Below are 21,896 nucleotides of genomic sequence, written 5' to 3' on the forward strand. Positions count from 1 at the left end.
AGTCGCAGGCATGGCACGGATTGCGGTGATCGGCGCCGGGATGGGCGCGATGGCAGCCGCTGCCCGGCTGGCCGTCGCGGGCCACCGGGTGGCGGTGTTCGAGCGCGACGCGACGTACGGCGGCGCGGTGCGGCGTATCGAGCGGGACGGCTTCGGGTTCGACACCGGCCCCCACCTGCTGCATCTGCCCGCGGTCTACCGCGACCTGTTCGTCAAGACCGGGCGGCAGCCGCTGGAGAGCTGCGTCGGGCTGACGCAGGTCGATCCGGCGAGCCGCCATGTCTTCGCCGACGGCACGGCGGTGTCGCTGCCGAACGCCTCACGGGCCGGGGTGGTCGCGGCACTTGACGGCGCGCTGGGCGCCGGTGCGGGAGAGCGCTGGAGTGCGCTGGTCAACCGCGCCAGGGAAGCCTGGGACGCCACCCGCAGGCCGCTCCTGGAGGAGCCGCTGCGGGCGGATCGGCAGGCGCTCGGGCGCGACCCGTATCCGGCGGTGCGGCGGCGCGGGTGGTTCGGGCGGGGCAAGGGCCCGACGACCGCCACCCTGGCCGAGGCCGCCCGCAGGGAGCTGGCCGATCCGCGGCTGATCGCGCTCCTGGAGAGCCATGCCACGGCGTACGGCTACGACCCGCGCAGCGCACCGGCGAGCGCCACCGTGCTGCCCTACATGGAGCAGACGTTCGGGAGCTGGTATCCGTCCGGCGGGATGCGGGCGCTCGCGGACGCCCTGTACGCGCGCTGCGTGGAGCGCACGGTGGAGTTCGCCTTCGGCGCCGAGGTCACCCGGATCGTCGAGGAGGGCGGCCGGGCCGCGGGGGTCGAACTGGCCGAAGGCCGGGTGGCCGAAGCGGACTTCGTGGTCGCGGGGATCGCGCCCGCGCTGCTGGGGCCGATGCTGCGGGACGGGCTGCCGTGGGGCGCCGACGACGCCGCTACCGGATCGGGGGCCGGGCGCGCCCCGGCCCGGATGGCGGTGGCACTCGCGCTGCGCGGGCCCAGGACCGGGGACGCCGTGCACCGGACGGTGGTGCACACCGATGACCGGGCGGCGGAGCTGGCGGCGGTGTTCGACGGCGGGGCGGCGGGTGCCGCGCGGCCGACGGTGACGGTCCTGCGCCCCGATGATCCCGCGTCCCGGCCCGATGACGGCCATGAGGCGGTGACGCTGACCGCCGTGGTCGCCCCGCCGGGCCCGGACGGGGCGACGGCCGGTGCGGAGGCGGTGGCCGACCGGATGACGGAGCTGGCCGAGGCCGCCGTGCCGGGCCTGCGGGAGCGGGTGCTGTGGCGGGAGGTGCTGCCGCCGTCCGGGGACGCCCTGGTGCCGGGTCCGGCGCTGGCGGGCGCCGGAGGGCGCTTTCTGCGGCCCGCCAACCGGACGCGGATACCGGGCCTTTACGCGGTCGGCGGCTGGTCGCATCCGGGCGGCGGGCTCGCGCACGCCGGGATGTCGGGCGCCATCGTCGCCGGCCTGATCGTCAACGGCGACGACTGGCAGGGCTCGACGTGAGGCGCCCGGCGGTGAAGTGACCGGGCGCGGCCGTCAGTAGCGGTACTGCCCGTCGTAGCCCTGCTGTTGGTAGGGCGGGTACGGCGGCTGCTCGGCCGGGGGCTGGCCGTCGCGCTGCTGCGGCACCCACACGCCGCCGGGCGGGGTGTCGCCGTACGCCTGCGCCGAGGCGTCGTACGGCGGGGCGCCGTACGCCTGCGCGCCGTAGGGGTCGAGCTGCTCGTAGGGCTCGTACGACGCCGGGTACTGCTGGGCTCCGGTGTACGGGTCGGCGTAGGGCGCCTGCCCCTGGTGGTCGCCGTAGGGGGCGTAGGGATCGGCGTAGCCGTCCGGAGTGCCGTAACCGCCGCCGTGGCCATAGGAGTTGGGGTCCGCGGCTCCCTGGCCTTCGGCCGCGGCGTAGGCGCCGTAGCCGGGCGGTGCGGTGCGCGCGTCGGGGCTGTAGACGCCGTACTGGCCGGTCTCGTCGGGCAGCGGCTGCGGGGCGTAGACGGCGGTCGCGTCCTGGGCGAAGGTGCCCTGCCCGGCGAACGTCTGCTCCGGGTAGCCGCCTTGGGACGGGTAGCCCTGTCCGGCGTCGTAGCCGCCTTGCCCGTCGTAGCCGCCGTAGCCGCTCTGCGGGGCGTACGCGTCCTGGTGACCGTCGTGGTTGTCGTAGGTGTTCTGAGTGCCGTACGGAGCCTGGGAGTCGCCGTACGGGCCCTGCGGGTAGGGCTGGTGGGATGCGGGGTCGCCCGGGTCGCCGTCGTCGGGAGCGTCGGGCAGGGGGACCGCTTCGAGGCCGGAGACCTCCAGGGTCGGCTCGGCGGCCGGTGGCGTGGTGCCGCCCGGCCTGGCCTTGCGCCGGCGGTTCTCCCGCGGCTTGCGCAGCGACCAGCCGGTGGTGAAGCCGCGGCGGAAGGAGAGCGTCACATACGTCTGCCCGACGGCGAAGGCGATGGCGCCCAGCGCGATCACGATCACCGCCGGGATGATGACGCCGATCGCCACGCCGAGGAAGCCGGTGAAGGCGAGCAGCCGCCAGCGCAGCCGGGCTTTGTGCTGGAACAGCACCTCTCCGAGCAACCACAGGGCAACGAAGCCGAATGCGATGTAGAGGACCGCCCAGCCCATGTACGCCCCTCTTCCGCCGCGCCGCGGCCACCATGATCAAGGCCGCTGGTGCAGCCCCAGATTTTCGTAGATTTCCAGGGTCGCCGTGGAGTGGTTGAGGGTGATGAAGTGCAACCCGGGCACGTCCTCGGCACTCAAGCGCGCGCACAGTTCCGTGGCGTACTCGATGCCAATGGAGCGTACAGCCGCCGGGTCGTCCTTGACCGCCATGATGCGGTTCGCGAGCTCGGGCGGGAAGGCGGCGTTGCTGAGCTGCGCGAATCGCTCGATCTGGCGCACGTTCGTGACCGGCATGATCTCCGGAATGATCGGCGTCGAGCAGCCGGCCGCGGCGACCCGGTCGCGCAGCCGCAGGTAGTCCTCCGGGTAGAAGAACATCTGGGTGATGGCGAAGTCCGCGCCCGCCCGGCACTTGTCGACGAAGTGCGCGACGTCCTGGTCCCAGTCCGCGGACCGCGGGTGCATCTCGGGGAAGGCGGCGACGCCGACGCAGAAGTCGCCGGATTCCTTGATCAGGCGGACCAGTTCGGCGGCGTAGGTGACGCCCTCGGGGTGGCGCACCCACTCGCCCATCGGGTCGCCCGGCGGGTCGCCGCGCAGCGCGAGCATGTTGCGGATGCCGGCGTCGGCGTACTGGCCGATGATGTTGCGCAGATCGGCCAGGGAGTGGTTGACCGCGGTCAGGTGGGCGACCGGGGTGAGAGTGGTGTCGGTGGCGATCCGTTCGGTGGCGCGGACCGTGCCTTCACGGGAGGTGCCGCCCGCGCCGTACGTCACGGAGACGAAGGTCGGGGCGACGGCCTCGATGCGGCGAATGGCGTTCCACAGGGTCCGCTCGCCCTTCTCCGTCTTCGGGGCGGCGAACTCGAAGGAATACGACCGCTTGCCGGAAGCCAGCAGGTCGCGGACGGTCCGTGCACGATCAGTCCTGGTGGAAGCTGTACCTAGGGCCATACGGGCAGGTTAACCACCGGGGGGTCGCGCACCAACCGATGCGGACGTTATGCCTGATTAGAGCCCTTCCTGTCCACAGGTTGGACAGGAAGCCGCTGCCGCGTCCGCTCAGGCGTCCCAGGTGCGGACGCGCTTGGCGAGGGATGCGGCGGCTGCGCCGGGATCCTCCGCCTCGGTGATCGCGCGGACGACCACGACCCGGCGGGCGCCCGCCGTCAGGACCTCGTCCAGATTGCCGGCGTCGATCCCGCCGATCGCGAACCAGGGGCGCCCGGGTGCCTGCGCCGCCGCGTAACGGACCAGGTCGAGGCCCGGTGCGTGGCGGCCCGGCTTGGTGGGGGTCGGCCAGCACGGGCCGGTGCAGAAGTAGTCGACGCCGGGCTCGGCGACGGCGGCGTCCACCTCGGCCTCGGCATGCGTGGAGCGGCCGATCAGGACGTCCGTGCCGAGGATCGCGCGGGCGGCGGGGACGGGCAGGTCGCCCTGTCCGAGGTGCAGCACGTCGGAGCCCGCGGCGTGGGCGACGTCGGCCCGGTCGTTGACCGCGAGCAGCTTGCCGTGCCGGCGGCAGGCGTCGGCGAAGACCTCCAGGTGGCGCAGCTCGTCGGCCGCCTCCATGCCCTTGTCGCGGAGCTGGACGATGTCCACGCCGGAGGCGAGCACCGCGTCCAGGAACTGCGGGAGGTCGCCCTGGCGGGTGCGGGCGTCCGTGCAGAGGTAGAGCCTGGCGTCGGACAGGGCCGCGCGGGCGGTGGTCGTCGCGGTGGTCATCGGGCGGTTCCCCCCGGGGCGGTGGCGTACGGGCCGGGCTCTCCGGCTCGTACGCCACCTCGGTTGCGGTTACGGATTCGGCTGCGGTTGCTCAGGCGCGGGCGGGCCTGCCGTCGGCCCCGCCCGCCGCGTCACACGGCGAGCGCCTGCGCCCGGCGCTTCACCTCCGTGCCGCGGTTCTCGCGCAGCGCCTGCGCCGGCGTACCGGGCAGGGTCTCATCCGGGGTGAAGAGCCATTCCAGCATCTCCTCGTCGGCGAAGCCGTCGTCCCGCAGGAGGGTCAGGGTGCCGGCCAGGCCCTTGACGACCTTGCCGTCCTTGATGAAATCGGCCGGCACGTGCAGTGCCCTGTTCTCACCGCGGCGCACCGCGATCAGCTGGCCCTCCTTGACCAGCTGCCGGACACGTGTCACCTCGACGCCGAACGCTTCGGCGATGTCGGGGAGGGTGAGCCAGGCGGGGACGAGTCCATCGATGTTTGCGTCAATCTCGGTCACAGGACAAGCCTGCCACCTCGCACTGACAGCCGGTAGCCGGGCATCGCCAACGGGACGAGACCCACACCGGCGGGTGACGCCGGGCCCGGCACGCGGACCGCGCCCGTCCGCTTCCACTGCGCCCCGTCGGGCACGCCTCAGAGAGCCGCCGCCTTCAGGGGCACGGACGCGTCGGCCGCCCGCCCCCGGTCCAGGACGGCGCCGCGCTCGATGAGCTTGCGGCCCTGCGCCAGGTCGCGCGGGCGGCCGACCGCGAGCAGCGCGACCAGCCTGCCCCGGTCCGGCCGCCCCTCCGCCGGGCCCGTCTCCTTCCGCAGCCAGACCACCGACCAGGCGGCGCTCTCCGGATCGCCGCGCCAGACGAGTTCGTCGGCCCGGTCGTGGTGGCCCGCGTACTGCACGAACCGGCCGAACTGCTCCGACCAGAAGTACGGCACCGGGTCGTAGACCACGCCTTCGGCCGGGCCGCCGGTGATGTTCCCCGCGACCGTGCGGGGGCCCTGGAGCGCGTTGTCCCAGTGGTGGATCAGGAGCCTGCGGCCGTAACGGGCCGACGGGAAGGAGGCGCAGTCGCCGACCGCGTGGACGTCCGGGGCCGAGGTCCGCAGCCGGTCGTCGGCGAGCACCGAACCGTCATCGGGTGAGAGCGCGACGCCGGAGCCGGCCAGCCAGCCGGTCGCGGGGCGGGCGCCGATGCCGACGACCACGGCGTCGGCGGGCAGCGCGGTGCCGTCGGCGAGGAGCACGGTGCCCGCTTCGACGGCGGCGACCCGCGCGCCGGTGCGCAGCCGGGCGCCGGATCCGGCGTACCAGCCCGCCATGTGGGCGGCGACCTCGGCGGGCAGCGCGCCGGCCAGCGGCCGGTCGGCGGCCTCGACGACGGTGACCGCGCAGCCCGCCTCGCGCGCCGCGGTCGCGAACTCGGCGCCGATCCAGCCCGCGCCGACGACCACGATCTCGTGCCGGGCGGCGAGGACGGGCCGCAGCCGCTCGGCGTCGTCGAGGGTGCGCAGCAGGTGGACGTGGGGCAGCCCCGCGCTGCCGGGCAGTGCGAGGGGCTCGGCGCCGGTGGCGAGGACGGCGTGGTCGTAGCGGACCTGGCCTTCGGCGGTCTCGACGAGATGCTCTTCGGGCCGCAGCGCGGTGACCGGACGGCCGAGGTGCAGCTCGATGCCCAGGGAGGCGAAGTCCACGTCGAACGCGGCGCCTTCGGCCTTGCCGAGCAGGACCGCCTTGGACAGCGGCGGGCGGTCGTAGGGCTGGTGCGGTTCGTCGCCGAACAGCGTGATCGCGCCGCGCCAGCCTTGTTCGCGCAGCGCGACAGCGGTCTGCACACCCGCGATACCCGCGCCGACGATCACGACGCGCGGCGTGTGGTCAGGGTCCTGGGAGGACTTGCTCTGCTCGCTCACCCGATCACTCTAGGACGGCGCGCGACGGCGCCCGCAGCAGCGCGCAAGGAGATCTCTGACACAGCGTCACGCCCGGTGGGGCCCGGGAAGCGCCGCCCGCCGTGCCGGGGCGCTCCCTTACGGGGCGTCGGCGGCTGGTATTAGGGTGAGGGTCCTACGCACTCGCGGGAGCCCGGACGCACCGGGCTGAGAGGGAGGCTGGCGGCCTCCGACCGTACGAACCTGATCCGGGTCATGCCGGCGAAGGGAGGGGCTGGACGCCCATGCATGCATCTTCCGCACCGTCCGCCGCACCACACGGACCGCCGCCGCACGCCGGGCGGCACCCCGATGTGCTCGTCATCGGCGGCGGCATCATCGGCCTGGTCACCGCCTGGCGGGCCGCCGCTCGGGGGCTGCGCACGGCCGTCGTCGACCCGGAGCCGGGCGGCGGCGCCGCCCGGGTCGCGGCCGGCATGCTGGCCGCCGTCACCGAGCTGCACTACGGGGAGCAGACCCTGCTGGGCCTCAACCTCGCGTCCGCCCGGCGCTATCCGGGGTTCGTCGCGGAGCTGGAGGAGGCGAGCGGACAGGCCGTCGGCTACCGCGCCTGCGGCACCCTCGTGGTGGCGCTGGACGCCGACGACCGGGCCCATCTGCGGGAGTTGCACGCGCTCCAGCGCCGTTCGGGTCTGGAGTCGGAGTGGCTGTCCGGGCGCGAGTGCCGCCGTCTGGAGCCGATGCTGGCGCCCGGCGTGCGCGGGGGCCTGCGGGTGGACGGCGATCATCAGGTCGATCCGCGCCGCCTGGCGGGCGCGCTGCTGACGGCCTGCGCGCGGGCCGGGGTGGTCTTCCACCGCACCTGGGCCGAGCGGCTGACGGTCAGCGCGGGCCGGGCCGTCGGCGCGGAGCTGGCGGACGGCGGCCGGCCGGCCGCGGACCGGGTCGTGCTGGCCGGTGGCAGCCACAGCGGCCGGCTGGCCGGGGTGCCGGGTGAGGTGCTGCCGCCGGTGCGCCCGGTCAAGGGGCAGGTGCTGCGGCTCCGGATGCCGGACGTCCCCCGGGGGAGCCCCGCCTTCCTCTCCCGCACGGTGCGGGCCGTCGTCCGCGGCGGCCCCCTCTACCTGGTGCCGCGGGAGAACGGCGAGCTGGTCGTCGGCGCCACCAGCGAGGAGCTGGGCTGGGACACCACCGTCACCGCGGGCGGCGTGTACGAACTGCTGCGGGACGCGCACGAGTTGGTGCCGGGCATCACCGAACTGCCGCTGGCCGAGACCTGCGCGGGGCTGCGTCCCACCTCCCCTGACAACGCGCCGCTGCTCGGCCCGACCCCGCTGCCAGGACTCCTCCTGGCCACCGGGCACTTCCGCAACGGCGTCCTGCTGACCCCCGTCACCGGGGACGCCATGGCCGAGGTGCTGGCCACCGGGCAACTGCCCGATGAGGCCCGCCCGTTCTCCCCTCTGCGGTTCACCGACGCCGCCCCCGTAGCGGCCCCCGCGGCCCGCGTCCCCCAGGAGCAGCCCGTATGAACGCCTCCCCCGTTTCCGTCACCGTCAACGGAGAAGTCCGCGAGATCCCTGGCGGGCTGACGCTCGACCTGCTGGTGGCGACGCTGTCCCGGGCGCCGGGCGGCTTGGCCGCCGCCGTCAACGAGACCGTGGTGCCGCGCGCCCGGTGGGCCCGCACCCCGCTCGGCGAAGGCGACCGCGTCGAGGTCCTCACCGCAGTCCAGGGAGGCTGAACCGACCATGGCCGACGATCTCCTCACCATCGCAGGCACCACCTTCACCTCCCGCCTGATCATGGGCACCGGCGGCGCGCCCAGTCTGGACGCCCTGGAGCGGGCGCTGCTCGCCTCCGGGACGGAGCTGACGACGGTCGCCATGCGGCGGCTCGATCCGACCGTGCAGGGCTCGGTGCTGTCCGTGCTGGAACGGCACGCGATCCGGGTGCTGCCGAACACCGCGGGCTGTTTCACCGCGGGCGAGGCGGTGCTCACCGCGCGGCTCGCCCGTGAGGCGCTCGGCACGGACTGGGTCAAGCTCGAAGTCGTCGCCGACGAGCGCACCCTGCTGCCCGACCCGATCGAGCTGCTGGACGCCGCCGAGACGCTGGTGGACGACGGGTTCACGGTGCTGCCCTACACGAACGACGACCCGGTGCTGGCCCGGAAGCTGGAGGACGTCGGCTGCGCCGCGATCATGCCGCTGGGCTCGCCGATCGGCTCCGGGCTCGGCATCCGCAACCCGCACAACTTCCAGCTGATCACCGAGCGGGCCGGGGTGCCCGTGGTGCTGGACGCGGGCGCGGGCACCGCGTCCGACGCGGCCCTCGCCATGGAGCTGGGCTGCGCCGCGGTGATGCTGGCGTCCGCGGTGACCCGGGCCCAGGAGCCGGAGCTGATGGCCGGGGCCATGCGGTACGCGGTCGACGCCGGGCGGCTCGCGTACCGGGCGGGCCGTATCCCGCGCCGGCACTTCGCGCTGGCGTCGTCGCCCGCGGACGGGGTGGCGGAGCTGGATCCGGAGCGGCCGGCGTTCCGGTAGCGCCGGGCGGGGCGCGGGCGCCGCCGCCCGCGTTCCTGTCACCGTTCGGCCTCAGTACGCCGGGGAAGGCCGCCGCACGTGTGACGTGTCGGTGGGTCCTCGTAGACTCGTCTGCCGTGGATACGACCCTTCAGGACCCCCTGGTCGGGCAGTTGCTCGACGGCCGCTACCGCGTCGACGCGCGTATCGCCGCCGGCGGTATGGCCACGGTCTACCGGGCCATGGACACCCGGCTCGACCGCGTGCTCGCCCTGAAGGTGATGCACCCGTCGCTCGCGGTGGACGACGCGTTCGTCGACCGGTTCATCCGCGAGGCCAAGTCGGTCGCCCGGCTCTCGCACCCGAACGTGGTGGGCGTCTTCGACCAGGGGACGGACGGCACGTACGTCTATCTGGCCATGGAGTACGTCGCCGGGTGCACGCTGCGCGACGTGCTGCGCGAGCGGGGCGCGCTCCAGCCGCGGGCCGCGCTGGACATCCTGGAGCCGATCCTCGCCGCCCTGGGCGCCGCGCACCGCGCCGCTCTCGTGCACCGCGACATGAAGCCGGAGAACGTCCTGATCGGCGACGACGGCCGGGTGAAGGTCGCCGACTTCGGCCTGGTGCGGACGGTCGATACGAACACCACCGACGCCACGGGCGCGGTCCTCGGCACCGTCTCCTACCTCGCCCCCGAGCAGATCGAGCACGGTACGTCCGACGCGTGCGTGGACGTCTACGCCTGCGGCGTGGTGCTCTACGAAATGCTCACCGGCGGCAAGCCGCACACCGGAGGCACCGCGGCGCAGGTCCTCTACCAGCATCTGCACGAGGACGTCCGCCCGCCGTCCGAGGCCGTCCCGGGGCTCGCCGCGCAGTTGGACGCCCTGGTGGCGCAGGCCACCGCCCGCGATCCGCGGCTGCGGCCACAGGACGCGGTGGCGCTGCTCTCCTCGGCCCGCACGGCGCGCGGCGAGCTGTCCGACGCGCAGCTGGACGTGGTGCCGCCGCAGGCCAGGGAGGCACCGGCCGGTGACGGCGCCGAGCGGACGAGCGTGCTGCCGCGGGCTGGGGGCCGGCCGCCGCTGCCCGGTACCGCCGATGACGCGGAGCTGAACCGCACCAGCGTCCTGGAGGTGCCGCCGTCCGACGCCGCCGCGCCGGACGGGCGGACCACCCGGCTGCGTCCCGCGCCGCCGGTGCGCCGCGGGCCCTTCGCCGACCCGCGGCGCAGGATCGCCGCCCTCGTCGCGGCCGTCCTGATCGTGCTCGGGGTCGGCGCGGGCGTCTGGTACATCAATTCCGGCCAGTTCACGACTGTGCCCGCGGTGCTGGACATGCCGCAGGCCAAGGCCGCCGGGACGCTGCGGGACGAGGGCCTGGGGGTGAAGGTGCGGCGTGACTACAGCTCCACGGTGCGGCGCGGCCACATCATCGCCACCGAGCCCGGCATCGGAGCGCGCATCCGCGGGACGGGCACGGTCACCCTCACCGTCTCGCGCGGCCCTGACATCGTCGCCGTCCCCGATCTGGCGGGCACGCCGGTCGCGGACGCCCGGCGCAAGCTGCGGGACCGGGGCCTGGTGCCTGGCACCGAACGCAAGGAGTTCAGCGACGAGGTCGCCAAGGGCTCGGTGATCCGCACGGACCCGGAGTCGGGCGGCAAGCGGCGGCCCGACACGGCGGTGGCGCTGATCGTCAGCCGCGGCACGGCACTCGACGTCCCCGACGTGACCGGTGACGAGCGGCAGGCGGCCGTCACGGAGCTGCGCAAGGCGGGCTTCGATGTGAAGGTCGCGGACACCCCGGTGCACTCCCCCGAGGACAAGGGCACCATCGCGCGGCAGTCGCCAGGACCCGGCAGCGCCAAGCTGGGCAAGGGCGAGACGATCACGCTGACCCTGTCGCAGGGCCCGGAGATGATCACGGTTCCGGACGTCACGGGTCAGAACGTCGACGACGCGAAGCAGCAGCTGACGGATCTCGGCTTCGCCGTCGAGGTCAAGAAGCCGTTCCTGTTCCCGCAGGACACCGTCGACACGCAGTCGGTCGACGGCGGGAAGAAGGCACCGAAGGGCAGCACGGTCACCATCCGTCTGAAGGGCGCGCTGTAGCCGGGCGGTGGTGACCCCGGGGCAGCGGGCGGCCGGCGCCTGGCACTCTTGTGGGGTGAGTACTTCCCCGTCCCCGCAGGGCGCCGCGTCGCCCGCCCGTACCCGTAATCCGGTCGGCGGCCATGTGCCGGTGGCCGGCGGCCTGGCCAAGGTCGGCCTGCCGTACGCCCGTGCGCTGGGCGGCGAGAGCGTGCAGGTCTTCGTGGCCAATCCGCGCGGCTGGGCGACGCCGCCCGGCAACCCGGGGCAGGACGAGGAGTTCCGGGCCGGCTGCGCGCGGGACGGCATCCCGGCGTATGTGCACGCGCCCTATCTGATCAACTTCGGCTCGCACACCGAGGCGACCGTCGACAAGTCCGTGGAATCGCTGCGGCATTCCCTGCGGCGCGGCCGGGAGATCGGCGCGCTCGGCGTGGTGGTGCACACCGGATCGGCGACCGGCGGGCGTCCGCGCAGCACGGCGCTCGCGCAGGTCAGGGAGCGGATGCGGCCCCTGCTCGACGAGCTGACGCACGACGACGACCCGTGGCTGCTGCTGGAGCCGACGGCGGGCCAAGGCGCGTCGCTGTGCGCGCGGGCGGAGGATCTCGGCCCGTACTTCGACGCGCTGGACCGGCATCCGAAGCTCGGTGTGTGCCTGGACACCTGCCATGCGTTCGCCGCCGGGCACGACATGGCGGCGCCCGGCGGGATGAAGGCGCTGCTGGACGAGTTGACGGAGGTCACCGGCGAGGGGCGGCTGCGGCTGATCCACGCCAACGACTCCAAGGACGTGGTCGGCGCGCACAAGGACCGGCACGCGAACATCGGTGCCGGGCACATCGGCGCCGAGCCGTTCGCCGAGCTGTTCCGGCATCCGGCGACGGACGGGGTGCCGCTGGTGATCGAGACGCCCGGCGGCAAGGAGGGGCATGCGGCGGATGTGGCGCGGCTGAAGGAGCTGCGCGGCTGAGGGCCGTGGGTCCGCGCCGTGCCGGGGCGGACCCTGATCAGAGTTCGGGGCCGTCGCCCGGTTCCTCCTGGTAGGAGTAGCGCATCTCCCGCCAGGGGTCGCCGAGGTTGTGATAGCCGCGCTCCTCCCAGAATCCGCGGCGGTCCGCCGTCATGTACTCGATGCCGCGGACCCACTTGGGGCCCTTCCAGGCGTACAGATGCGGGACCATCAGCCGGACCGGGAATCCGTGTTCCGCGGTGAGGAGTTCGCCCGAGCGGTGGGTGGCGAAGAGGCAATTCTCCGCGGCGAAGTCTTCCAGGCGCAGGTTCGAACTGAATCCGTATTCGGCCCACACCATGACGTGAGTGGCCTCCGGCGCGGGCGGCGCGAGATCAAGGATCGTCTGTGTCCGTACACCGCCCCATTCGGCGCCGAGCATGCTGAATTTGGTGACGCAATGCATATCGGAGACGACCGTCGTATAGGGCAGCGCGGCGAATTCCTCATGCGTCCAGCAGTGTTTGTCACCGTCCGCCGTGGCACCGAAGGCGCGGAACTCCCAGCGCTCGGGGCGGAACTTCGGCACCGGGCCGTAGTGCGTCACCGGCCAGCCCCGCTGCAGTCGCTGCCCCGGGGGCAGCTGAGGATGCTCCGCTTCGCGGCTTTCCGGCTGACCCATGCCTCCATGGTGTCAGACGGGGAGGGGTGCCGATGACCAGGGAGGCGGTTGAATCGGGCATAGCGGAGTAAGTGTGTACTTACTGGACGTTACGCTCCGAGCGGTGCAAAGATGCGCGGCACTTGCCCAGTTCTCGCGCGGAAGGAGCCCGCTGCCATGCAGGGCGACCCCGAGGTCATCGAATTCCTCAACGAGCAGCTGACTGCCGAGCTGACCGCGATCAACCAGTACTTCCTGCACGCGAAGATGCAGGAGAACTTCGGCTGGCCGAAGCTCGCGAAGTACACCAGGTCCGAGTCGTTCGACGAGATGAAGCATGCCGAGATCCTGACGGACCGCATTCTCTTCCTGGAAGGACTGCCGAACTATCAGCGGCTGTTCCATGTACGCGTCGGCCAGACCGTCACCGAGATGTTCCAGGCGGACCGGCAGGTCGAGGTGGAAGCCATCGACCGCCTCAAGCGCGGAATCGAGATGATGCGCACCAAGGGCGACATCACATCGGCCAATATCTTCGAGGACATCCTCGCGGACGAGGAGCATCACATCGACTATCTGGACACCCAGCTGGAGCTGGTCGAGAAACTCGGCGAGGCGCTGTACATCGCGCAGTTGGTGGAGCAGCCGAGCTGAGACGCGAGGGCCGGAGCCTAGGCCGCCTCGGGGAGGGCCGGGGGCGCGAGCGGCACCGGCCCCGGTTCGGCGACCAGCGGTTCGGCCGCGCCGTTGTCGATCAGCTCACGGCGGGGGCAGGCACCGCGACCCAGCAGGGCCTGGATGCGGCGCACGCAGCCGCCGCAGTCGGTGCCGGCCTTGCAGGCGGAGGCGATCTGGCGGGGCGTGCAGGCACCGGTGTCCGCGTGCTCACGGACCTGCTGCTCGGTGATGCCGAAGCAGGAGCATACGTACACGCGGTTCACCTCCGTGGCGCCGTACTCGTCGATCCCGTTGATCTTGAGTGAGGTTACCCTTACCTTACCTGCCGCCGCGGGTGCTGCACAACGACGTGGGGCGCGGATCGTGTGATCCGCGCCCCACCTGCGTTTTTCGCCGTCAGCGACGGCCGGTCTCACTGATCGCGGTACATCTCCGCCACCAGGAAGGCCAGGTCCAGCGACTGGCTGCGGTTGAGCCGCGGGTCGCAGGCGGTCTCGTAGCGCTGGTGCAGATCGTCGACGAAGATCTCGTCGCCGCCGCCCACGCACTCCGTGACGTCGTCACCGGTCAGCTCGACGTGGATGCCGCCCGGGTGCGTGCCGAGGGACTTGTGGACCTCGAAGAAGCCCTTGACCTCGTCCAGCACGTCGTCGAAGCGGCGGGTCTTGTGGCCCGATGCCGCCTCGAAGGTGTTGCCGTGCATCGGGTCGCAGATCCAGGCGACCTTGGCGCCGGACGCGGTGACCTTCTCGACCAGCTCGGGGAGCTTGTCGCGGACCTTGTCCGCTCCCATGCGGGCGATGAAGGTCAGCCGGCCGGGCTCGCGGTCCGGGTCGAGGCGCTCGATGAGCGTGAGCGCGTCGTCCACCGTGGTCGTCGGGCCGAGCTTGACGCCGAGCGGGTTGCGGATGCGCGAGGCGAACTCCAGGTGCGCGCCGTCGAGTTGACGGGTGCGCTCGCCGATCCAGACCATGTGGCCCGAGACGTCGTAGAGGTCGCCGGTGCGCGAGTCGACGCGGGTCAGCGCCGACTCGTAGTCGAGGACGAGCGCCTCGTGGGAGGCGTAGAACTCGACGGTGCGGAACTCCTCCGGGTCCACCCCGCAGGCGTTCATGAAGTTCATCGCGCGGTCGATCTCGCGGGCCAGCGCCTCGTAACGCTGCCCGGATGGCGAGGACTTCACGAAGTCCTGGTTCCAGGCGTGCACCTGGCGCAGGTCGGCGTAGCCGCCGGTGGTGAAGGCGCGCACGAGGTTCAGCGTCGCGGCGGACGCGTGGTACATCCGCTTGAGGCGCTCGGGGTCCGGGATGCGGGCCGCCTCGGTGAACTCGAAGCCGTTGACGGAGTCGCCGCGGTAGGTCGGCAGCGTCACGCCGTCGCGGGTCTCGGTCGGCTTGGAGCGCGGCTTGCTGTACTGGCCCGCGATCCGGCCGACCTTGACCACCGGGACGGACCCGGCGTAGGTCAGCACGGCGCCCATCTGGAGCAGCGTCTTGAGCTTGTTGCGGATGTGCTCGGCGGATACGGCGTCGAAAGCCTCCGCGCAGTCGCCGCCCTGGAGCAGGAACGCCTCACCACGGGCGACCGCGCCGAGGCGTTCACGCAGCTGGTCGCACTCGCCCGCGAAGACGAGCGGCGGATAGGACTCCAGCTCCGCGATCACATCGCGCAGAGCCTTTTGGTCCGGCCAGTCAGGCTGCTGCGCCGCGGGCAGGTCTCGCCAGGTGTTGCCACCGGCATCGGTTTCAGCGTTCACGGTCACAGTGCCCACATTACGGGGTTCCGGGAGGGGCTCCGGGCGCCGCCCGGACTGTGAGACACAGCCCACTCGGTATACGGGCACCGTCCGGGGGTGTTCAGGTCACTCCGGCAGGGTGTCGTCCGGCGCGCCCCGGGCGATCGATGCGAGGGCGGGCAGCGCGTGGGAGAGCTGGTCGAAGGTGGCGCCCGCCAGGGCGATCCGTACCGCGTTCGGCGCGGGTCCTGCGCCCTGCGTGCCCTCGGCCGCGACCGCGAAGGCGGCGGCCGGGGTGAGGGCGATGGACCGCCGGGCCGCGGCTGCCAGGAACGTCTCGGCCCGCCACCGGGACGGCAGCTGCCACCACAGGAAGTAGGCGCGCGGATCGGCCCGCACGTCCTGGCCGTCCAGCAGCTCGGCGGCCAGGGCCTGGCGGGCCGCCGCGTCACGGCGCTTGGCCGCGACGATGCGCTCCAGGCTGCCGTCCGTCATCCAGCGGGTGACGGCCTCCAGGGCGAAGCCGGTGGCGGTCCAGCCGCCGGAGCGCAGCGCGGCGGCGAGCCGGTCGGTGTGGGACGGGGGCGCCAGCGCGAGGCCGACGGTCAGGCCGGGGGCGAGCCGCTTGGAGAGGCTGTCGACCAGGATGGTGCGGTCGGGCGCGTGGGCGGCGAGCGGCCGGAGCGCGGCGCTCCCGGGTGCGGCCCGGCCTGCGCCCGGTGGCCCGCCGTGCAGGAAGGCCCACACCGCGTCCTCGACGGCCCAGATGTCCAGGTCCTCCAGGGTGCCGGCCAGCTCCGCCCGGCGGGCGGGCGGCATCGTCGTGCCGAGCGGGTTGTGCAGGGTCGGCTGGACGTAGAGGGCCTTCAGCGGGGCGGTGCGGTGGGCGGCCCGTACGGCGTCGGGGCACAGGCCCTGCCCGTCGGTGGCGAGCGGGACGAGGGTGATGCCGAGCCGGGCCGCGATGCCCTTGATCATCGGGTAGGTGAACGCTTCGACGCCGAGGCGGGCGCCGGGCGGCACCAGGGTGGCGAGCGCGCCGGCCAGCGCCTGCCTGCCGTTGCCGGGGAACAGCAGGTGGTCGGGGTCGGGGCGCAGGCCGAGCCCGGTGAGCAGGCCGGCCGCCGCGGTGCGGGCCGCCGCGGTGCCCGAAGGGGCCGAGGGGCGCAGCGCGGCGGCGAGGGTGTCGGGGCGCAGCAGCGGGGCGAGCCCGTCGGCCAGCAGTGCGGACTGCTCGGGGACCGCGGGGTAGTTGAGTTCGAGGTTGACGTGGCCGGCGCCGGCGGCCTGCGGTTCGGCGAGCGCGGGGCCCGGCGGGTGCTGGGCGGCGCGTACGTAGGTGCCGCGGCCGACCTCGCCGACGGTCAGGCCGCGGCGGGCCAGTTCGCGGTAGACGCGGGTGGCGGTGGAGGGGGCGATGCGGTGGGTGCGGGCGAAGGCGCGCTGGGTGGGCAGCCGCTCGCCGGGGCGCAGCCGGCCGGCGGCGATGGCGCCCGCGACGGTGTCGGCGATGCGCTGGTATTCATCGGCGGTCATGGCGGCACGCTCCTCGGCCCGTGATCCTCGCGAAGCAATCCACCACTTTGCACTGAGTGCAATGCAGCTATTGCACCGAGAGTGTGGCTTTCCTAGCATCGTGATGTCAACGGGAACGGCACCAACCAGCAGAAAAACGAGGCGAGTTGTGTGGAGCGCACCGGGCACGGCCATCGTCGGCGACATCGGCATGGGATACGCGGAAGCGGGCAGCGGCGCCCCGCTGGTGCTGGTGCACGGCCACCCCTTCGACCGCACCATGTGGGCGCCGCAGCTCGCGTCGCTCGGCGCGCCGGACAGCGGCAGGTGGGTGATCGCGCCCGACCTGCGCGGCTACGGCACCTCGCACGCGGCGCCCGGCGGGGAGCACGACGGCGCCCCCGAGGCGCGCCGCACCACGCTGGAGACCTTCGCCCGTGACATCGCCGCGCTGCTCGACGCGCTGGGTCTCGGCCGGGAGCGGATCGTGCTCGGCGGCCTGTCGATGGGCGGCCAGATCGCCATGGAGTTCGCCCGGCTGTTCCCCGGCCGGCTGCGCGGGCTCGTGCTGGCCGCCACCTCCCCGTACGCCGAGACGGCGGCCGGCAAACGCGGCCGTCACGCGCTCGCCGACCGGCTGCTGCGGGAGGGCATGGCCGGCTACGCGGACGAGGTGCTGGATGCGATGGTCGCGCCGTACAACGTCACCGCGCTGCCCGAGGTGGCGGGGCACGTCCTGCGGATGATGCGCGGCGCGCCGCCCGAGGGTGCGGCAGCCGCGCTCCGCGGCCGGGCCGAACGCCGGGACCACACCGCGTCGTTGGCGCAGCTCGGCGTCCCCGCCCTGGTCGTGGCCGGCCGCGACGACCCCTTCACACCGGTCGACGCGACGCGGGGCTGGTACCGGCACATCCCGGACGCCACGCTCACCGTCATCGAGGGGGCGGCGCACCTGCCGAACCTGGAGCGCCCTGAGGAGTTCAACGCGGCGCTCGCGGGGTTCGTCGACCGGCTGCCGTAGGGCCGCTCGTCCGGAGCGTGGGACGCCGTCCCGCGCCCGTCCCGGCGTCGGGTAGGGTGCCCGGCATGTACGCGCCCCGCACGACGACCAGGAACTGGTGGTGGACCGCTCATCCGGCGGCCCGCTAGACGCGCGTACATCTCCCGATTTCCGCGAAGGCCGCCCGAGGGGCGGCCTTCGGTGTTTCCACCGGCCGTTCCTCCCACCCGGAAGGAACCCCGACATGCACCGTGACACGCCCCGCGAGGAACGCGGCGACCGCACCGAGAGCGGCGCCCCTGACGACGCCGCGGCCCTCGTCAGGCGGCTGCTGGCGCCCGGCTGCCCGCCGTTCGCCCTGCTGCGCCGCCGGGCACCTGGGCGGTCGGGGACCACGGTCGAGGTGCTGGTCGGCGAGGTGGTCGAGGTCGAGCGGCTGGCCGACATCCCGCTCGGCGCGGACGGCGCGGCCCCGGCGGCGGGCGCACCGGTCACCGACGCGCTGGCGATGATCCCGTTCCGGCAGATCCGCGAGCGCGGCTTCCAGGTGCACGACGACGGCACCCCGCTGGCGGTGCTGCGCCCCGGCGAGAGCCACGAGATCGGCCTGGACGACCTGCTGGCCGCGCTGCCCGCGCACGACGTGCGGGTCGAAGGCGGCGGCTTCGACGTGGACGACGCGGCGTACGCGGAGATCGTCAGGCGGGTGATCAGGGACGAGATCGGCAACGGCGAGGGCGCCAACTTCGTCATCCGCAGGACGTTCGACGGCGAGATCGCGGGCTTCTCGGCCGCCGACGCGCTGGCCCTGTTCCGGCGGCTGCTGGCGGGCGAGCGGGGCGCGTACTGGACGTATGTCGTGCACAGGCCCGGGGTGCGCACGCTGGTCGGGGCCAGCCCCGAGGTGCACGTCAGGATGACCGGCGAGCGGGGCGAGCGCGCGGCGGACGGGGCGCGGGTGGGCGGCACCGTCGTGATGAATCCGATCAGCGGGACGTACCGCTACCCGGCCGGTGGCCCCACGGCCGACGGCGTCCTGGACTTCCTCGGCGACCGCAAGGAGGCGGAGGAGCTGTCGATGGTCGTCGACGAGGAGCTGAAGATGATGTGCACCGTCGGCGACAAGGGCGGCGTGGTGGTCGGCCCGCGGCTCAAGGAGATGGCGCACCTCGCGCACACCGAGTACGAACTGCGCGGTCGCACCACCCTGGACGTGCGCGAGGTGCTCAGGGAGACGATGTTCGCTGCCACCGTCACCGGGTCGCCGGTGCAGAACGCCTGCCGGGTCATCGCACGCCACGAACCGGTCGCCCCCGACGGCCGGGGCCGCGGCTACTACGCGGGCGCCCTGGCGCTGATCGGGCGGGACGCCACCGGCGCGCAGACGCTGGACTCGCCGATCCTGATCAGGACCGCGGACATCGCGGCCGACGGGCGGCTGCGGGTGCCGGTCGGGGCGACGCTGGTGCGCGCGTCCGATCCGTACGGCGAGGTCGCCGAGACGCACGCCAAGGCCGCCGGGGTGCTCACCGCGCTCGGCGTCCGGCAGGCACCGGACCGGCCCGCCGCGGGGCGGGCGCCGCAGCTGGCCGACGACCCGCGGGTGCAGGCCGCGCTGGAGCGCCGCAGGGCCGGCCTCGCGCCGTTCTGGCTGCGGATGCAGACCACCGCGCCGACCGCGGCACTGCACGGCCACGCGCTGGTCATCGACGCCGAGGACACCTTCACCTCGATGCTGGCGCACCTGCTGCGCACCTCGGGCCTCACGGTGACGGTGCGCCGCTTCGACGAGCCGGGGCTGCGCGCTGCTGCCCTGGCGCACCGGGGCCCGGTCGTGCTGGGCCCCGGGCCCGGCGACCCGTCCGACGCCGCCGACCCGAAGATGCGCTTCCTGCGGAAGCTGACCGCGGACCTGGTGTCCGGGCACCGGGGCGCTCCGGACCGCCCCGTACTCGGCGTCTGCCTCGGCCACGAGCTGCTGGCGGCGGAGCTGGGCCTGGAGATCGTGCGCAAGGACGTGCCGTTCCAGGGCGCCCAGGAGCGCATCGACTTCTTCGGGCGCCCGGAGACGGTCGGCTTCTACAACACCTTCTCGGCCCGCTGCGACGAGGCCGCGGCGGCCGAACTGGCCATGCACCGCATCGAGGTGAGCCGGGACGCGGCGAACGGCGAGGTGCACGCGCTGCGGGGGCCCGGGTTCGCCGGGGTGCAGTTCCACCCCGAGTCGGTGCTCACGCTGGACGGGGCCTCGCTCACCGCGCAGTTGCTGGCCGCTGTCCTGGTGTGACCAGCAGGTTCTCGCCGGTGCGGCCGGCCAGGTAGTCCTCGACGTTGGCGACGGTGGCGTCGACGATCTGGCCGACCGCGTCCGCGGTGAAGTACGCCTGGTGCGAGGTGACCAGGACGTTGCCGAAGGTCATCAGGCGGGCCAGGGTGTCGTCGCGGACCACTTCGAGCGACCGGTCGAAGAAGAACAGCCCGGCCTCCTCCTCGTAGACGTCCAGGCCGACGCCGGAGAGCCGGCCGTCCTTGAGGGTCTCCACCAGCGCGGCGGTGTCGACCAAGCCGCCGCGGCTGGAGTTGATCAGGACCGCGTCGTCCTTCATCGCGGCCAGGGCGTCCGCGTCGACGAGGTGGCGGGTGTCCGCCACGAGCGGGACGTGCAGCGAGATCAGGTCGGCCTCGGCGAACAGGCGCCGCCGGTCGACGTAGCGCATGCCAAGGTCGCGGCAGGCCGGGTTCTCCACGAGGTCCCAGCCCAGCAGGTTCATGCCGAAGCCGTGGGCGATGCGGGTGAACGCCTCGCCGATCCGGCCGGTGCCGATCACGCCGGCGGTACGGCCGTGCAGGTCGCGGCCCATCAGGCCGTCCAGCCTGAAGTCGAAGGTGCGGGTGCGGCCCACGGCGCGGACGATCCCGCGGTCGACGGCCAGCGCGAGCGCCCAGGCGAATTCGGCGACCGCGTAGGGCGAGTAGGAGGAGACCCGGCCGATCGTCAGGCCGAGGTCGGCCGCGGCCTCCAGGTCGATGTTGTTGTGGCCGGTGGAGCGCTGGCTGATCATCTTCGTGCCGCCGGCCGCGAGGGTCTGCAGCACATCGGCGTTCAGCGCGGCGTTCACACTGGACGTGACGATCTCGTAGCCGCGGGCGATGGGGGCGGTGTCACGGTTGAGGAAGACGTCCAGGCTGCGGAGCTGGTGCCGGCCGGCGAACGCCCGCTCCAGCAGGGGCCGCTCGTCGGCCTGCACCCCGAATGCGAGGATCTCCACGTCCGCCTCCCACCGGTTTCGCCGCATGCGCCCGTTCCGTGCGCAGAAGTTCCGGAACATCCCGGTTACGCCGAATATACGGCCGTGGGCGTGCCGGTGCCGTCCGGGCGGCGGACGGCACCGGGCGCCCGCGGGTCAGCCGAAGAAGACCCCGGCCTCGGCGTAGAGCGCCGGATCGACGGTCTTGAGCCGCGCCGTCGCCTCCGCGATCGGCACCCGCACGATGTCCGTGCCGCGCAGCGCGACCATCTTCCCGAAGTCACGCTCGCGCACCGCGTCGATGGCGTGCAGCCCGAAGCGGGTCGCCAGCCAGCGGTCGAAGGCGCTGGGCGTGCCGCCGCGCTGGGTGTGCCCGAGCACGGTGGTGCGCGCCTCCTTGCCGGTCCGCCGTTCGATCTCCTTGGCCAGCCACTCCCCCACACCCGACAGCCGGACGTGCCCGAACGAGTCGGTGCTCCCGTCCTTGAGCACCATCTGGCCGTCCTGGGGCATCGCCCCTTCGGCGACGACGACGATCGGGGCGTAGCGGACCGTGAAGCGGGACTCGATCCAGCCGCAGACCTGCTCGATGTCGAAGCGCTGCTCGGGGATGAGGATGACGTTGGCGCCGCCGGCCAGCCCGGAGTGCAGCGCGATCCAGCCGGCGTGCCGGCCCATCACCTCGACGACCAGCACCCGCATGTGGGACTCGGCGGTGGTGTGCAGCCGGTCGATGGCCTCGGTGGCGACCCCCACGGCGGTGTCGAAGCCGAAGGTGTAGTCGGTGGCCGAGAGGTCGTTGTCGATCGTCTTGGGGACGCCGACGCACGGGATGCCGTGCTCGTCCGAGAGCCGGGCGGCGACGCCGAGGGTGTCCTCGCCGCCGATCGTGATCAGCGCGTCCACCTCCTCCTTGGCGAGCGTCTCCTTGATCCGGCGGATGCCGTCGTCCCGCTGGAAGGGGTTGGTCCGCGAGGAGCCCAGGATCGTGCCGCCGCGCGGGAGGATGCCGCGGACCGCGGGGATGTCCAGCGGCACGGTGTCGCCCTCCAGCGGTCCGCGCCAGCCGTCCCGGAAGCCGACGAAGTCATATCCGTACTCCTGGGTGCCCTTGCGGACGGCACCCCTGATCACCGCGTTCAGACCGGGGCAGTCGCCACCGCCGGTCAGTACTCCGACCCGCATCGCTGCTTCACCTACATCCCGTCAGTGGCCGCGCACGGCCGTGAATGAGCCGACCCGGTCACGCT

Annotated in this window: 21 protein-coding genes and 1 riboswitch; of the genes, 10 read left to right on the plus strand and 11 right to left on the minus strand. The window is 73.4% G+C overall.

Annotated features, from left to right (window positions below; all coding sequences use genetic code 11):
• The first annotated feature begins 10 nt into the window (after positions 1–10).
• The gene (locus ACGFNI_RS01470) at positions 11–1,510 is read left to right on the plus strand and encodes a phytoene desaturase family protein (protein WP_393679531.1); all 1,500 of its coding nucleotides are present in this window, start codon (positions 11–13) and stop codon (positions 1,508–1,510) included.
• 33 nt (positions 1,511–1,543) lie between these two features.
• Here ACGFNI_RS01470 and ACGFNI_RS01475 read toward each other — a convergent pair whose 3' ends face one another.
• The 5 genes from ACGFNI_RS01475 to ACGFNI_RS01495 form a co-directional block, all read right to left on the minus strand.
• Complete coding sequence (locus tag ACGFNI_RS01475) at positions 1,544–2,623, minus strand: hypothetical protein (protein WP_393679533.1); 1,080 nt, start codon at positions 2,621–2,623, stop codon at positions 1,544–1,546.
• A gap of 36 nt (positions 2,624–2,659) precedes the next feature.
• The gene (gene metF / locus ACGFNI_RS01480; RefSeq protein WP_393679535.1) at positions 2,660–3,577 is read right to left on the minus strand and encodes a methylenetetrahydrofolate reductase [NAD(P)H]; all 918 of its coding nucleotides are present in this window, start codon (positions 3,575–3,577) and stop codon (positions 2,660–2,662) included.
• A gap of 108 nt (positions 3,578–3,685) precedes the next feature.
• Entirely contained in the window at positions 3,686–4,348 is a 663-nt protein-coding gene (gene thiE, locus ACGFNI_RS01485; protein WP_393679537.1) for a thiamine phosphate synthase, read from the minus strand.
• A 131-nt stretch (positions 4,349–4,479) separates the two neighbouring features.
• On the minus strand, positions 4,480–4,845 hold the full coding sequence (locus ACGFNI_RS01490) for an Rv2175c family DNA-binding protein (RefSeq protein WP_393679539.1): 366 nt from the start codon (positions 4,843–4,845) through the stop codon (positions 4,480–4,482).
• A 137-nt stretch (positions 4,846–4,982) separates the two neighbouring features.
• Positions 4,983–6,257, minus strand: coding sequence for an NAD(P)/FAD-dependent oxidoreductase (locus tag ACGFNI_RS01495; RefSeq protein WP_393679541.1), 1,275 nt, complete (start codon positions 6,255–6,257; stop codon positions 4,983–4,985).
• 154 nt (positions 6,258–6,411) lie between these two features.
• Positions 6,412–6,523: riboswitch (TPP riboswitch) on the plus strand.
• A gap of 66 nt (positions 6,524–6,589) precedes the next feature.
• Between ACGFNI_RS01495 and thiO the strand changes: the two genes are divergently transcribed.
• The 5 genes from thiO (at position 6,590) to ACGFNI_RS01520 (ending at position 11,830) form a co-directional block, all read left to right on the plus strand.
• Positions 6,590–7,768: a glycine oxidase ThiO gene (thiO, locus tag ACGFNI_RS01500; RefSeq protein ID WP_393680310.1), complete on the plus strand. Its 1,179-nt coding sequence runs from the start codon at positions 6,590–6,592 to the stop codon at positions 7,766–7,768.
• Positions 7,765–7,980, plus strand: a complete 216-nt coding sequence (thiS, locus tag ACGFNI_RS01505) for a sulfur carrier protein ThiS (protein WP_393679543.1) — start codon at positions 7,765–7,767, stop codon at positions 7,978–7,980. The genes thiO and thiS overlap by 4 nt, the downstream gene beginning before the upstream one ends.
• A 7-nt stretch (positions 7,981–7,987) precedes the next feature.
• Positions 7,988–8,785, plus strand: coding sequence for a thiazole synthase (locus ACGFNI_RS01510; protein WP_393679545.1), 798 nt, complete (start codon positions 7,988–7,990; stop codon positions 8,783–8,785).
• Positions 8,786–8,901: 116 nt separating this feature from the next.
• Positions 8,902–10,878, plus strand: a complete 1,977-nt coding sequence (gene pknB / locus ACGFNI_RS01515; RefSeq protein ID WP_393679547.1) for a Stk1 family PASTA domain-containing Ser/Thr kinase — start codon at positions 8,902–8,904, stop codon at positions 10,876–10,878.
• A 55-nt stretch (positions 10,879–10,933) separates the two neighbouring features.
• Entirely contained in the window at positions 10,934–11,830 is an 897-nt protein-coding gene (locus ACGFNI_RS01520) for a deoxyribonuclease IV (protein ID WP_393679549.1), read from the plus strand.
• A gap of 37 nt (positions 11,831–11,867) precedes the next feature.
• Here the strand turns inward: ACGFNI_RS01520 and ACGFNI_RS01525 are convergent, their stop codons facing one another.
• Complete coding sequence (locus ACGFNI_RS01525; RefSeq protein WP_393679551.1) at positions 11,868–12,491, minus strand: sulfite oxidase-like oxidoreductase; 624 nt, start codon at positions 12,489–12,491, stop codon at positions 11,868–11,870.
• A 156-nt stretch (positions 12,492–12,647) separates the two neighbouring features.
• Here ACGFNI_RS01525 and bfr point away from each other — a divergent pair, with 156 nt between their 5' ends.
• Positions 12,648–13,124: a bacterioferritin gene (gene bfr / locus ACGFNI_RS01530; RefSeq protein ID WP_393679553.1), complete on the plus strand. Its 477-nt coding sequence runs from the start codon at positions 12,648–12,650 to the stop codon at positions 13,122–13,124.
• A gap of 17 nt (positions 13,125–13,141) precedes the next feature.
• Here bfr and ACGFNI_RS01535 read toward each other — a convergent pair whose 3' ends face one another.
• The 3 genes from ACGFNI_RS01535 to ACGFNI_RS01545 form a co-directional block, all read right to left on the minus strand.
• On the minus strand, positions 13,142–13,402 hold the full coding sequence (locus ACGFNI_RS01535) for a bacterioferritin-associated ferredoxin (RefSeq protein ID WP_393679555.1): 261 nt from the start codon (positions 13,400–13,402) through the stop codon (positions 13,142–13,144).
• 158 nt (positions 13,403–13,560) lie between these two features.
• A complete protein-coding gene (locus tag ACGFNI_RS01540; RefSeq protein WP_393680311.1) occupies positions 13,561–14,904 on the minus strand; it encodes a class II 3-deoxy-7-phosphoheptulonate synthase in 1,344 nt (447 codons plus the stop codon).
• Between the two features lie 105 nt (positions 14,905–15,009).
• On the minus strand, positions 15,010–16,419 hold the full coding sequence (locus tag ACGFNI_RS01545) for a PLP-dependent aminotransferase family protein (RefSeq protein WP_393679557.1): 1,410 nt from the start codon (positions 16,417–16,419) through the stop codon (positions 15,010–15,012).
• A 190-nt stretch (positions 16,420–16,609) separates the two neighbouring features.
• On the opposite strand from ACGFNI_RS01545, the gene ACGFNI_RS01550 reads away from it, so the two are divergent.
• The 3 genes from ACGFNI_RS01550 (at position 16,610) to ACGFNI_RS01560 (ending at position 19,685) form a co-directional block, all read left to right on the plus strand.
• Complete coding sequence (locus ACGFNI_RS01550; protein WP_393680313.1) at positions 16,610–17,419, plus strand: alpha/beta fold hydrolase; 810 nt, start codon at positions 16,610–16,612, stop codon at positions 17,417–17,419.
• 65 nt (positions 17,420–17,484) lie between these two features.
• Positions 17,485–17,547 carry a trp operon leader peptide gene (locus ACGFNI_RS01555; protein ID WP_393680315.1) on the plus strand — a complete coding sequence of 21 codons (63 nt, stop codon included), beginning with the start codon at positions 17,485–17,487 and terminating at the stop codon, positions 17,545–17,547.
• A gap of 95 nt (positions 17,548–17,642) precedes the next feature.
• Positions 17,643–19,685 (plus strand): anthranilate synthase family protein, encoded by a 2,043-nt coding sequence (locus ACGFNI_RS01560; protein WP_393679559.1) that lies wholly within the window; start codon positions 17,643–17,645, stop codon positions 19,683–19,685.
• Here ACGFNI_RS01560 and ACGFNI_RS01565 read toward each other — a convergent pair.
• On the minus strand, positions 19,651–20,667 hold the full coding sequence (locus tag ACGFNI_RS01565; RefSeq protein WP_393679561.1) for a 2-hydroxyacid dehydrogenase: 1,017 nt from the start codon (positions 20,665–20,667) through the stop codon (positions 19,651–19,653). The genes ACGFNI_RS01560 and ACGFNI_RS01565 overlap by 35 nt on opposite strands.
• A gap of 135 nt (positions 20,668–20,802) precedes the next feature.
• Positions 20,803–21,831: a 6-phosphofructokinase gene (locus ACGFNI_RS01570; protein ID WP_393679562.1), complete on the minus strand. Its 1,029-nt coding sequence runs from the start codon at positions 21,829–21,831 to the stop codon at positions 20,803–20,805.
• Positions 21,832–21,896: the final 65 nt, after the last annotated feature.

Origin of the sequence: Streptomyces sp. NPDC048644, assembly GCF_043199105.1 — a bacterium.
Lineage (GTDB): Bacteria > Actinomycetota > Actinomycetes > Streptomycetales > Streptomycetaceae > Streptomyces.

What these genes read in the sequence shown, in the direction of transcription:
- ACGFNI_RS01470 (WP_393679531.1), top strand. Translation starts at nt 11, where the DNA reads ATGGCACGGATTGCGGTGATCGGCGCCGGGATGGGCGCGATGGCAGCC.
- ACGFNI_RS01475 (WP_393679533.1), bottom strand. Translation starts at nt 2,623, where the DNA reads ATGGGCTGGGCGGTCCTCTACATCGCATTCGGCTTCGTTGCCCTGTGG.
- metF (WP_393679535.1), bottom strand. Translation starts at nt 3,577, where the DNA reads ATGGCCCTAGGTACAGCTTCCACCAGGACTGATCGTGCACGGACCGTC.
- thiE (WP_393679537.1), bottom strand. Translation starts at nt 4,348, where the DNA reads ATGACCACCGCGACGACCACCGCCCGCGCGGCCCTGTCCGACGCCAGG.
- thiS (WP_393679543.1), top strand. Translation starts at nt 7,765, where the DNA reads ATGAACGCCTCCCCCGTTTCCGTCACCGTCAACGGAGAAGTCCGCGAG.
- ACGFNI_RS01510 (WP_393679545.1), top strand. Translation starts at nt 7,988, where the DNA reads ATGGCCGACGATCTCCTCACCATCGCAGGCACCACCTTCACCTCCCGC.
- ACGFNI_RS01525 (WP_393679551.1), bottom strand. Translation starts at nt 12,491, where the DNA reads ATGGGTCAGCCGGAAAGCCGCGAAGCGGAGCATCCTCAGCTGCCCCCG.
- bfr (WP_393679553.1), top strand. Translation starts at nt 12,648, where the DNA reads ATGCAGGGCGACCCCGAGGTCATCGAATTCCTCAACGAGCAGCTGACT.
- ACGFNI_RS01545 (WP_393679557.1), bottom strand. Translation starts at nt 16,419, where the DNA reads ATGACCGCCGATGAATACCAGCGCATCGCCGACACCGTCGCGGGCGCC.
- ACGFNI_RS01550 (WP_393680313.1), top strand. Translation starts at nt 16,610, where the DNA reads ATGGGATACGCGGAAGCGGGCAGCGGCGCCCCGCTGGTGCTGGTGCAC.
- ACGFNI_RS01560 (WP_393679559.1), top strand. Translation starts at nt 17,643, where the DNA reads ATGCACCGTGACACGCCCCGCGAGGAACGCGGCGACCGCACCGAGAGC.
- ACGFNI_RS01570 (WP_393679562.1), bottom strand. Translation starts at nt 21,831, where the DNA reads ATGCGGGTCGGAGTACTGACCGGCGGTGGCGACTGCCCCGGTCTGAAC.